This window comes from Mariniradius saccharolyticus AK6 (genome assembly GCF_000330725.2).
GTDB lineage: Bacteria > Bacteroidota > Bacteroidia > Cytophagales > Cyclobacteriaceae > Mariniradius > Mariniradius saccharolyticus.
Window position 1 is genome coordinate 1 of sequence record NZ_AMZY02000007.1, and the last position, 12,720, is coordinate 12,720.

The window sequence follows — 12,720 nt, forward strand, 5'->3', positions numbered from 1 at the left end:
AAAGTAAGAAAATAAGGCATTTCTTGGTCTCCCCCGATAGCAATCGGGGCTGATATGCTTCACCCATAACTAAAACTAATATCAAAAAATCGAATTACAAATTCGTGTTGATAGAAAGGCAGGGCAATGCGTCTAGAAATCATCCTGTGGATGATTTTAGCATTGAGCCGGAAAGCAGGGCTGGCAAATTACGCCTAGCGCCTTCGCCATATTTCACCCAGACGGGGGTATTGACTTTCGATGGTGATGGGGTAGGCAATTCCATCCACTCTGGGAAGTGAATTTTATTTATCACCATAATGGCCATAGGCCCCTAAAACAGTCACTACGATTTTAGCCCCATCAATCAGGTAAACAAGCCTGTGCTTTTGATCTATCCTTCTTGACCAAGTATTTTGCTGAAAATGTTTGAGCCTTTCCGGTTTTCCTGTACCTGTTTCCGGATGTTCCTTGAGTTCCTGAATCAAAGAGAAAAACTTCTTTAAAAGGGCCTTATTTCCTGTTTTCTTCAACTTTTCAATATCCTCCAAAGCCTCAATTGTGAATTCTATCTCAAAAGTCATATACCGAGAAGATCCTTCAATTGCTCATTGGACAACTTCACCGTTTTTCCCTCGGAATACGACTGAATACTCTTGGCCAATCGCTCCTGAACGACAGGGTTATCAAAGAATCGATCATTTCTTACTTCGTTTGAAATCTCATAGACCTTGTCTTTTCCTCTCTGAATGATCACCCGTTCATTATTGTCGATCAGATCCAGGTATTTTTTGAGATTTTGTCGGAATTCTCTCGTGCTGATTACTAACATGACATTAAATTGTGTGTACACATTATGGTACACTAAATTAGCTGGAAAAGTTCAGAATTCCATGCTGTTGGTGACTTATAAAGTTTTTGGCTCCGTCTATGTGTAGTATAGACTTTCGGTGGTGGCTGGGTGGATCCCGATATTCATCGCGGATGCAATCCACCCAATTATCAAAACCATCCACGACAATTGTCGGGATGTAATTGGAATCACCTGCCAAATATCACAGTTAAATATAGTTTGATATCGGACGAATTACAAATTCCACTAAATAAAAAGGTGTAGATTGTGTCTACACCTCTTATGGTAGCCATTTGGGTAAGGATGCCTTTTTTTTTCTTTTCGCCCCATCCTTATTTCGCGGCATTGGTTACAAATTGGTTGACCTGGGTGTATCGATCCCTACTGAATTCCGCCAATCCACCCGGTTTGTCATATTTTTTCAAGAACTCCCGGTTAATCGGTCCTGTGATCTCCCGTTTTCCATAATAATATCCGCTTGTGTGCAAAACCGCTGAGTAGGATCTTGATCCAGAAAACTCTTTGAAATTGTAGGTTAGATAGACTCTATCACCTGTATTAGTCTGCGCAAGAAATTGATCGTCCATGTTGTAAATCATTGGCAGTTTATCATTTCCTTCCTCATCCAAGGCAATCGAGGGTTTCAAAACCCGTATGGAATCGGGAGAAATCTTGCTGACACTTGCGAGGGCAATCTGATCAATCTCCCAATACAAGAACCCTGTTTTGAAGGAAACCTCGACTGTAGGACCGATTAAATCCATTCCGTCCAGTGAAATCGCTATTTCTCTGTTCATCAATGGACCAACAAATCGGGTTTGTGCTACCTCTTTCCATCCAGCTGGTGTTTTCACAGAGATCGTCAGAGGCACCAAATTCATCTCCTGCCATTGATATAGTTCTTCTGCAGACTTAGCGCCCATCGTTTCAATGAAGGTTTTGGATTCCTCCCCGTACATACTCAAATAGTGCTCAAAAACATGTTCGAGCCAAGGTGAATCTCTCAGACTTAAAACCAGGGCCAAATCCTTTCCTTCTCCCGGATGATCAAACTTGACGATCAGTTCATTATTGGGCGAAATGTGATTCAGATCGTTGAAGGAGCAATAGATGTTGTCCACTTTGGAAATCCTATCCAGCATCTCTCTTGACCCGTTCAGTTTCGCCTCCTTGGGCCTACCCACGTCATTCACCAAAAATAAAGGACCTCTTGGATCTGCCAAAATCTTATCGCCGGGAGCATGCTCCACCAAAATCAAATCTGCCATATCAGTAAATTGCGCCTCCAACCTTTCATTGCTAATCATAATCTTGATTTCGGGATCTATTTTCAGTGCTGGCAAAGGCAAATAGTCCTGCCTGGCTACGGAATGAAAAAGCGATCCTCCAAAAGTTTCCCCCTGGAAAACAAAATCTTCACCATCATATACACTGACAAAAGGACAAGACATGCCAGGTGGTTGATTTGGATTTGTAGGATTTGTGGTTGGTGTTGTCAAATCGATATGAATCGAACTAACCACGATAGCAGATACAACCGCCACGACCCCTACCGTAACTCCCGCCGCTAATAATAGGGTATTGGTCGTACTCCTCGCTTTGTCCTTTTCAATCAATTCCATTTTTGAAATACTGGAAATCGGAATGGAAACAAATGATCCGATTTTTGATTCTGGGTCAAGTGGTGTATAGATGTGGATTTCCTGAAGTACAGTTTTTTCCTGTGAACTATAGGAATATCTTCTTTTTGTATCCTTGATGTAGACTTGGTTGTCTTCGGGTACTGCCTCTAATACTCCCTCCAATTTTTCTTCGTCCAAATTGATATTTACATTCTTGAGCAAAAAATCACCCTGATTGCTTCGAATGATAAACGTCTTTTGGTTTATTTCCGCCAATTCCTTTGACTTGGCGCTTGAAGACATAGTGCTTGACTTTGTTATGGGCCTGTAATAATTGCAAGAGGCTACAAAAACCAAAACCAATACCAGTATCAACATGGAAAGCCGGTTAACTTGATGCTCTTTCATTTTCTTGATGTTTTAATTTTTAGAACGATATACCTAGGAGTTTTACCTCGGGAATTACTATCTCACTTCTATTCAAACACAAGAAAATTTACTTTTCAAAAAATCAAATAATGGGAATATATATCAATCAAATGGCTGATTTTGATCAACCTTTTTAGCCGTCAACCTCTATGATTTCTTTGAAGAAAATGCGGGGAAACATTTTATTCGACGATGTATTTAGGTTTTACACCCCTGTCTAAGTGTAGTCTAGACCTTGGGAGGTGATTGGGTGGATCCGGATATTTATCGCGGATGCAATTCCACTTATAGTCGGATCGCCGAAGAAAACCGTTTCATTCTTTCTTAAGGTATGCGGGATCAACTTCCAAAAACATCATCTCCTTAAAAACATAAATCTTCCCCCCAGAAATAAGGGATCCCAGCAATTGCCATTGTGGAGCGTTGAATGTTTGGATTTCAGTCTCCTCAAAAGTGTCTAGATTAAATTTGAACCCAGTCAAGAAGCCAAATAAATACACTTCATTTCCGATGATAATCGGCTCGTTGCCTCTCATCGGGCCTTGTGACCCCAATGTCCTTATTGTGCGCCACTCATCTAAATTGAAGTCATACTCTTGGAGAACGGCATTACCCAGGTGTTTAAGAGCCCCTAACGCCATCAGCTTGCCATTATATCTAAATGTAAGCATAGGGTTTTCGGTACCGGAAAGTTCCACCGATTTCGAGAGTTTTTCCCATACTCCGGTTTTCAGATTGAGCCTGTACCTGTCGGTCACTTCCGTATCGAAATACACCTGCCTAGTAAATCCGCCATCAAAACACAGGTAATCCCCAAAAGTATAAACATACTTCGTGGTTGTAATATTATGGGAAGGCCGGTCAAGTTCCTTCACTTCTCCCGAATTCGGATCAAACTCGAAGATCCGAAGGTATTCCCAACGGGAGTTTTTGTTGTAAGAGCCCATATAGATTTTTCCATTTGGAGAACTGACTGCAAATGCGCCCGCCAAGTTCCGGCTACTGATCGATTGGGTGCTGATCGTTTTTATTGTCCTTTTCGACGCATCGTATTCCAGAATCTTGTTTCTCCAAATCAAAAATGTTCGCCCATTTAGCGTAACTCCTCGTCCAATATCATCAATACTTACGTTTTCAAACACGTCTTCATGAAAGGAATGCCACAAATCGGGGTTAGTGCAGGTGAACTTTACCGCATTTTGAGAAACCGACTCCCCCATCGACATCCTGAGGTAAGATACCCGAGGAGTCGGCGTTCCCCAAATACCATTTACCCACATCTTGATCGAAGTCGGTGAACTCTCGATCGCACCTGCCAATATACCGGGAGGATCGGACACCATACTGTTTTGACCAGGATCAGTCAAAAAAAACCCGGAACCCCTCACATCAAAGTAACGCTGGAGGTAGCCCGAAATCTCCTGACCGGCATCAAGCTCCGGAGTTAGATAGGAATACACGTTTTCAAGCTCATAAAATTTCCCCCGCACATTGACCGAAATTGATTCTAATGCATTTGGTTTCGGCCGCTTTGCCTTAAAGACAATCTTGGTCCTTTCCCAAGTGACTATCTCTGGATCATAATATGGCTCGTCGGGAAATCGAACCGCCTTGATGTCGGAATCCAAATAATCTCCCAGAATTGTCACTTCACCGTCGAGACTTACTTTCTGGTCTTCAATCAAATTGAATATCGGTTCCTTAAACTTTGCTGGCCACTCCAGCTGCAACCACTTGCCCCCAACTTCAAAACTAAATCTGATGAACCCACCGTCTCTCACGGAAAAGGTCGAGAACATCGCAGGCAATGCCGCACGGAAATGGTCATCTTTGATATCGACAATTCCCATCCTGCTTTCAGTCGATCCATTTACTGACACGTAATAATTCGCTGGATTCTTTGGTAGATTTCGGCCAAAAAACGTCAGCGTATCACCAAAATAAATTTCAGATGGGCCAACAATTCTATCAAGAATAAATCCCTCAGAGCCCCTGGAAATAAAAGCTTCAAAAGGGGAAAACACAACCGTATCAGCCGTAATTGCAAAAGCTGCTACATAGTACTGTTTCCCGTTAATCATCGAATGCGTCGCCCTCATCTTAAATTCACTTGCAGGCTTGCCCTTCCTGCTCACCAAATCGCTCCTTTCAAAGTTCAAATCGTCCGAATCAGCATACAAAAAACCATATTCCAAAATTGGCTTCGCCCCATAGTCATTCACCTTGGCAGAAAACTCGACGTACTTATCCGAATTGGCATCGATGTTTGTAATACTCAGGCGTGGAACTAGGCCACCGACAGATTCCTCCTCCTCACAGGAAAGAAACAAATACGACAGTGCCAAAATACAAATTAGAGCTAGACGATTCATGACAATTACGGATTTGGTCAAATGTATAGAATTAACCGATAAGTTAAGTGTCTAACCCTTTAAAAATTCGAAATGAAAACTTTGAAGCTGGATCAAGTTTACCGCTTAGTAAATCCGGAAATCCCAAAAAACCGTCACTCGAAAATCTATTCGACCGAGCATCTAGATAATAGAGGAAAAATAACTAACAGGGTATTTTTCAAAGTAGAAAAAAGTAGTTTTATTTGAAAAAAACTTAAGTATGCAATTTAATCGCCGATCAACAATTATCTGCATTGTCGCCCTCTGGATGGCTTGGGGATGTACCCCGGAGGAACCAGCAGATTTATTGTCTCCGGAGGCCTTCAGTATCTATCCAGAAACTGGAACGATTGGGGACACAATCAGAATGCGTGTGACAAAGCTAGTCCCAGAGCAGGTCGATTTCTACAGAGTCCTGTTTGGAGAAACGGATTCGAGAATTGTTGACATCAAACCGAATGAAATCTCCATCATTGTTCCGGAACCGTTGAAAACCGGCACGTCGACGATCCAAATAATTGGTTACAATTTCAGGTATTCATCCCTTAAACCCTTTGTACTTACCCCACCGGAAATCCTTTCCTACGACCGATGCACACTTACTGAGGATACGCTTACGATAGTGGGGAAAAACTTCAATCCTAATTGGTCATGGATGGAAGTTACATTCAACGGTGAACCGGCCAAAGTAATCGGGGGAAATCGCTCAAGCCTACAAGTCATCACACCAGTGATTGCATATCCCGACGCTAAGGCCCAAATAAAACTGCATATGGCAGACTATAGGATCCAGGGCAAGGAAGATGTTTGCATCGAGGATAGCTGGTTGATGGTATCCAACGACGCACCGGATTTTTTCGTCAATTTCCAAGGTAGCTTCGTAATCGGGTCGAAAGCCTATTTTCCAATCCGAAAAGATGATCCCCTTGAAAACGAGCTCCTTGTCTACGAAACAAAAAACCGAAGTTGGACAAGTAAACCCATGGAAGTTCCCCTCCACCCAATCAGTACTGTAATAGGTAACAGCAGAAACGGCTACATATACAACCCATCAGGAAATGATAATTTTTTTGAATATGACCCGGTAACAGACACTTGGGAAGCCAAAAATAATTTCCCGGGCATTAATCGGGATTACCCGGTAATGTTCGCAATCGGTAAATACATTTTTTTGGGTTTGGGAAATGACCAAAACGCCCCTTGGGAACCCAATTATGCAGATTTTTACAGATACGACCCGGATCAGGACAAATGGGAACGAATGGCTGACCTTGATTTTGGCTCCTATCCACCGAAATTGAAAATGTCCTGTACCGTCATCGGAGAAAAAGCAATTATCAGCGGAGGGGCCTATAGTGACGGTAATTTCGGCGTATGGATGTATCACAGTGATAAGAATTTGTGGGAAAGAAAAAACGATTTCCCGCACGCCATGAATTTCTCGGAGGGATTTTCTTTCAACGGCGACGGATTTGTGACTCAGGGACGGCAGGTATGGAAATACAACCTGCAGAATGATTCCTGGGATTCAGTTGATGCGGTTGGCTTTGCCTACCGATACCGAACTTTCGCATTCGTTGTGGAAGGTAAACCCTATATTGGTGGTGGCGATGCTGTGCCTCCAAATGCTTGGGGCAATCCGACTCGAAACGTCTATCGGTATGATCGTCCGAGTTTCCAATAAATTCGCCAAGACTTATATCCATTAGATTTATGCGGTAATGGCTTGAGTGATTCTGCTTAGATTATAGTGCTTGAGACTTTTGATCTAGGCTGCCCCGCTGAATGTAGTATGGACCTTCCGTGGTGACTGTGTAGATCCCCCCTCTGTGTAGTGTGGATCCTCTCCCGCCAGTGTTCCTACCATGTCCCGCCAGTGCCCGACCTCCGCCCGACTATATTCCTTGTATCAAGGCGCTAGGTAACTGGCTTGGTATCGGTTTCTAGAATGTGAGATTGGAGACCAATCAAAACCATTCGGGTATGTAAGCAACGGGCCTATTCATCCAAGGCGACCCGCTCTCCTTTTCCATTCAGGCCAAATACACTCGCCCCTTCGGGAAGGGTGATAAACCCACCGCTGTTGGACAAAAATCCGGAACGGTTGGCCAATTCGACCTTGCGTTCCTTGCCATCAGCCTGTTTCAGGACCACGGTCGAAAACGCCGCAGGAACCTTTTTTACACTGGCCGGCATCGCCCTCGTCGGCACAAAGGCCAAAAGACGGCCCCGGTTTTGACTGGCCAAATAGACGGTCCTCCCGTCGGCTAAATGCAGCAGCGCCATCGACTTGGCATCGCCAGGCACCAAAAACCCGGACTCAAGGCTTCGCACAGGCTCAAACTTGCCCGCACCATCCCCTAGCAGCACCAGGCCCGTAAAGGCATCATACCTTCCGGAAAAGACCTCATTGCCGTAATCATTGCCCACCAAGAGAATGTCCATGTGCCCATCACCGTTGACGTCCGTCAAGGTCATGCCATTGACCGGAGCGATTTGGGCAAGCAGGGGCAGTTCATGCAGCATGAATTTTCCGTTGCCCAGGTTTTCCAGATAGCTCGTACGGTCGTAATTGCCTATCAGCATGGTCACCCCTTCGAGTTCCTCTTTGGTGAAAAGTGTCCCTTCGGTCACGCCTGCGTATTGCTTGTAGCGCTCAAATTTCCTTCGGAACAGCGTGCTTTGCCCATACAAGTCATCCCAATAGTGCGCCGGAACAGAAATACGCTTACCCTCATTGTCTTTGAAATAGGTGAAAATCACAGGATCCACGCTTTGGTTCTTGTCAAAATCCTTGGCGTAAACCTTTACTGGATTCTCCACGCTAGGATGGTAGTAGTTGTTGGAACCCATGTTGCCAAGGACGTAATCCATGTCCCCATCCCCGTCAAAGTCAGCGGAAGCAATGCTGTTCCACCAGCCCAGGCTGCTATCAATTCCTGTATCCAGCAACTTTTCAAATCGGTCTCCAAAATTCCGGAACACCGTCAGGGGCATCAGTTCCCCGACCACGACCAAGTCCAGCAATCCGTCGCTGTCCACGTCGGACCACAAAGCATCAGTTACCATGCCTACACTGCGAAGACCCGGTGCCTGTAGGTCCGTGACATCCTCCAAGACCCCTTGGTTGTTTTTCAGGATCAGGGATTGTTCGGGGAGTGGGTATTTTCCGATACCGGTTCTACCGCCTACAAACAAGTCCGTAAATCCATCCCCGTCAAAGTCAGCGGCACGGACCACCGACCCACTCGATTTGACGGCGGGCAAAGCCCCTTTCTGTTCCGTGAAATTTCCTTTGCCATCGTTGACCAGCAAGCGGTCGAGGTATTCTTCCGATTCCGGGAGAAATTCGGCACTTCCCGATACCAAATACAGATCCAAATCCCCGTCATTGTCCAGGTCAAAAAGGACCATTCCCATTTCCTCAAACCTCTTGTCAAGGTCTGCCGAAAACAGTTCTCTTCCCGCAAACCTGCCATCTTTGGATTGGGTGTAGACTACCGGGCTGAATCCTGCCGACGAACCGACAATGAAATCCTCCAGGCCATCCCCATTGATGTCCCCTGTTGCCAGACTTGGCCCAAACTGAGTCAACTTATGCGGCAAGGTGCGCTGTACATTGTAGTCGATTTTGTCAGTTTCTTGGTGTACATAGTCAATCCCCAAACTGCCGGAAACCTCAGTTAGATAGGGGTTCAAGGCCTTGGGAACAAAAGGAAAGGCAAGGGATTCGGGGCCCACTTTGCTGGCTTCGCTCTGATTGATTTCAAGGACTTGGTTGGGTTTAGGATTTTGGATTGATTGAAAAGTTCCATCCGACCAAAGGACCTCAAGCGTGGCAATGTTTTTTGCACCCAAGCCAAAATGCACCACATCTTCCACGGCGGAAAGGTAGCCCCGCGAAAGCTGCTGTTCTTGGTACAGAAACCTTCCATCCTCGAACCTAAGGGTAAGTTTTGCCCCAATACCAAATGGGTTTTGTGCATTTCCCTTAAGCTTGACGCGCAGGTAGGTATGGGTTGGGTTTTTCTTGTCAAGTGTGTTTTCAAAGACGAAAGCCGGGTCATTGATATTGTTGACCACATAATCCAAATCCCCATCCTTGTCCAAATCGGCAAATACAGCCCCGTTGGAAAATGAAGGCTTGTTCAGTCCCCAAGCTTCCCCCACGTCCTCAAATGTCCAATCCCCTTTGTTCTTGAAGGAATAATTTGGGATTTTCACGATTGGAATGGAATCCAGCAGCTGGCGCACGGACGCCACATTTCCCACATCCGCCCGGTAGTTGGCGAAGTCCTTGTCGGTGATGTCCCTCGGAAAGCCATTGGTAATCAACAAATCCCGCAGACCATCGTTGTCCATATCCACAAAAAGCGGTGACCAAGACCAATCCGTTTGATACATCCCCGCCATGAATCCAATCTCACTGTAGGGAATCCCGGGACCATTGCCCGCATGCAGCATGTTGCGGACATGTTGGTATTCGTAGCCCCACTGTTCGTTGCTGATGTAGATTTGGTAAGAATTTTTGGAAATGGTGGTCTTCTTCCGATAATTGGTTTCACCCAACATATCCAAGGTGATGATGTCCGGGTAGCCGTCATTGTTGTAGTCGCCGATATCAGAACCCATGGAAAACATGCTCTGATGCCGTACAAACTCGGCAGTCCTGTTCGAAAAAGTGCCGTCTTGGTTGTTGATGTACAGGATGTCGTTGGTAGTATAGTCATTACTGATATAGAGGTCCGACCAACCGTCACCGTTGATATCAGCCACTGCCAAACCTAACCCAAAGCCCTCTATGGTAATCCCTGCCTCTATGGTCACGTCCGTAAAAGTCCCGTTGCCGTTGTTTTTATAAAGACGGTCATTGTTAATGGCGGACCCGTCTGTGATCTTCTCGCGGTAATTGGAGGGTATGGCCTTGTTTTGTTCGTTGTTGAGGACATATAGGTCCAAATGCCCGTCATTGTTATAGTCAAAAAAAGTCGCCATCATGCTGTTGCCCTTTTCGGCAACTCCAAAGGACTCTGCCATTTCTTTGAACATCGGAATCCCAGAACCATCCAAACCTTGGTTCACAAAAAGCATATTGGCTCTTTTTTCAGGTGAAGGGAACATAGCCGCACATACGTACACATCCAATAGTCCATCCCCATTGATATCGACGACAGTCACGCCTGTACTCCAACGATCTGCCGCTTCGATTCCCGCTTCTTGGGAAACATCCTTAAACTTCAGGTTTCCCTCATTCAGGTAAAGCTTATTGGCAACTTGGTTGCCTGTAAAAAACAAATCAGGCAAACCGTCATTGTTGAAGTCACCGACCGCCACTCCCCCACCGTTGAAGATGTACTCATCTGTGAGGATATTGAAAGTATCGGTCTCTACGATGTTGTTGTTGAAGCTTATTCCCGTTTTCTTCGCATCAAGCAAGCGAAAAAGCGTATCGGGGTCTTTCTTGCAGGAAAGCAATGAAAATATGATCAATACCAGTAAAGGGGTGGAGCGCTTCATGATTTAGGAGATGATGGGTTTGTGATTGAAAGTTAATCGGGATTGCTTGCTTGGGAAAAGGATTTATGAAAAAAAAAATTCCGATTACTATAAAATACAAAGAGATGGCCATCGGCCATCTCTTTGCAATACAATATCTACAAATAGGTTTTAGAATCCAGGGTTCTGAACAAGAATGTCTTCACCCATCAAGTCGATTTGGTTTTGAGGTATAGGCAACCACTCGTCTTTACCAGCGTCAAATACCGAACCGCCGAGCGCTGCTACCAAGATAGAAGCATCCAAAGCCAAATAACGATCGATCTCAGCTTTAGCAATTCCCCATCTAGCCAAGTCATAGAACCTGTGGCCTTCCATTCCCAACTCCAACAAGCGCTCGAATCTTACCGCTGCGCGGGCAGTGTTCGCATCAGTCCAAGCGGAATTGTATAATCCTATCACATAGTTCGCAGCATTGGAACCGTCACCTCTCTTCAAGAAGCTGTTTGCAGCCCTAGTCCTGATTTGGTTGACATAACCTCTTGCTACCTCTAGGTTACCTAGTTCGATCTCGGCCTCCGCTGCCATCAGCAATACGTCTGCAAAGCGAATGATCATGAAGTTGATACCTGTATACCCTGGAGTCCAAGAAGAGTTATCTTGGAATGAGCCTCTTTCAGTCCTTGTGTACACGTATTTCTTAGGAGAATACGGTCCGGCGTTAGGCTGATTCCTGATCCAAGCAAAGCCTGGGTGGTCTTGCCAATCCAAATAAGGAATACCTCTTCTGCCTACTGTATGGTCCAAACGTGGGTCTAGGTTACCAGTATCAGGTGTGAAAGGATCGTTGGTTCCGATACCTTGGTCATTCTTCACCCTGTTGGCAGGAGCGTTGAATGAACCATCCAACAAAGGCAGACCATTGGCATCAGTTCTGAATGAGTTCACGAATGTGAAAGATGGCTGGAAGAATCCGCAGCAGTTACCAGGACCATTTGGACCGGTATTGTAAGGGAAGTTCAAGTCAAACTCTGGGTTCGCGTTGTTTACAGAACCTGTATTGGCAGCAGACTGGTAAGCCCAGATAGACTCCTGATGGTTATCGTTTGCACCTCTGAACATGTCATCATAATATGGAACCAAGCCATATTTCAAGCCGTTGCTAGTCACACCGTTGTCGATGACATCTTTAAGCGTAGTTCTAGCCTCTGCCCACTTCTTAGCATACAACTGGACTTTGCCCAAATATGCCAATGCAGCCCACTTGTTTACCCTACCTACTTGAGGCTGGGTGTTAGGAAGGTTGTCCGCAGCAAACTTGAACTCAGCCTCGATGTAAGGAAGCATCTCTTTGTCATTCTTGATGGCATTGAGGTCACCCCCGTAATCATCAGACTTAGACAAAATTGGCACCTTATTGAAGTTCCTGTAAAGCTGGAAATAATAATGTGCCTTCAAGAACCTGGTTTGTGCTTCGATGTTCAACGCAGCAGCATCAGACACATCAGGGCCCTTCTTATCCAACAACCTCAACACCTGGTTGCAACGGGAAACGCCTTCGTAGAGTCCGTTCCAGTTTTCTTCGAGAATGTTAATCGTAGAGTTGGCCTCGTAGCGTTGGATAGGGTTGATTGTCGTAAAGTCACCCGGGTCAGTACCTTTGTTGGCCTCACCGCCCCTGATACTTCCCCAAACCCAGTTGGATGGAGATGCCATCCTTTGGGCTCTACCATTTACTTGAGAATAAGCGGAAAGTAGAACTGCGTTGATCCCATCCAAAGAAGTCAATTGATTTTCCGAAAGCGAACCAATAGCTGGGATATCCAGGAAATCCTCACAACTCGTGGCCACCAACATCATCATGGCTGAGGCAGCAGCAGCGATTTTTAATTTAAAACTTTTCATAATTTAACTTGCTTTATGAATTTTGCTTCGTTAACAAATTGTT

Annotated in this window: 7 protein-coding genes; 1 reads left to right on the forward strand and 6 read right to left on the reverse strand. The window is 45.2% G+C overall.

All coding sequences use genetic code 11. The annotated features are described in order from the left end of the window. Positions 1 to 284 precede the first annotated feature (284 nt). From C943_RS05465 to C943_RS05480, 4 genes are all read right to left on the reverse strand, one after another. Positions 285 to 563 carry a Txe/YoeB family addiction module toxin gene (locus C943_RS05465; protein WP_008625109.1) on the reverse strand — a complete coding sequence of 93 codons (279 nt, stop codon included), beginning with the start codon at positions 561 to 563 and terminating at the stop codon, positions 285 to 287. Beyond that, entirely contained in the window at positions 560 to 811 is a 252-nt protein-coding gene (locus C943_RS05470; protein WP_008625111.1) for a type II toxin-antitoxin system Phd/YefM family antitoxin, read from the reverse strand. Before C943_RS05470 ends, C943_RS05465 begins: the two co-directional genes overlap by 4 nt. A 353-nt stretch (positions 812 to 1,164) precedes the next feature. Continuing rightward, the gene (locus C943_RS05475; RefSeq protein WP_157198447.1) at positions 1,165 to 2,862 is read right to left on the reverse strand and encodes a hypothetical protein; all 1,698 of its coding nucleotides are present in this window, start codon (positions 2,860 to 2,862) and stop codon (positions 1,165 to 1,167) included. Positions 2,863 to 3,197: 335 nt separating this feature from the next. Further along, positions 3,198 to 5,255 (reverse strand): Kelch repeat-containing protein, encoded by a 2,058-nt coding sequence (locus tag C943_RS05480; protein WP_008625113.1) that lies wholly within the window; start codon positions 5,253 to 5,255, stop codon positions 3,198 to 3,200. Positions 5,256 to 5,496: 241 nt separating this feature from the next. Between C943_RS05480 and C943_RS05485 the strand changes: the two genes are divergently transcribed. Continuing rightward, positions 5,497 to 6,960 carry an IPT/TIG domain-containing protein gene (locus tag C943_RS05485; RefSeq protein WP_008625114.1) on the forward strand — a complete coding sequence of 488 codons (1,464 nt, stop codon included), beginning with the start codon at positions 5,497 to 5,499 and terminating at the stop codon, positions 6,958 to 6,960. 314 nt (positions 6,961 to 7,274) lie between these two features. Here C943_RS05485 and C943_RS05490 read toward each other — a convergent pair whose 3' ends face one another. Both C943_RS05490 and C943_RS05495 read right to left on the reverse strand, forming a co-directional pair. After that, positions 7,275 to 10,793, reverse strand: a complete 3,519-nt coding sequence (locus tag C943_RS05490; RefSeq protein WP_008625115.1) for a CRTAC1 family protein — start codon at positions 10,791 to 10,793, stop codon at positions 7,275 to 7,277. Between the two features lie 150 nt (positions 10,794 to 10,943). After that, entirely contained in the window at positions 10,944 to 12,677 is a 1,734-nt protein-coding gene (locus tag C943_RS05495; RefSeq protein WP_008625120.1) for a RagB/SusD family nutrient uptake outer membrane protein, read from the reverse strand. Between the last annotated feature and the right edge of the window lie 43 nt (positions 12,678 to 12,720).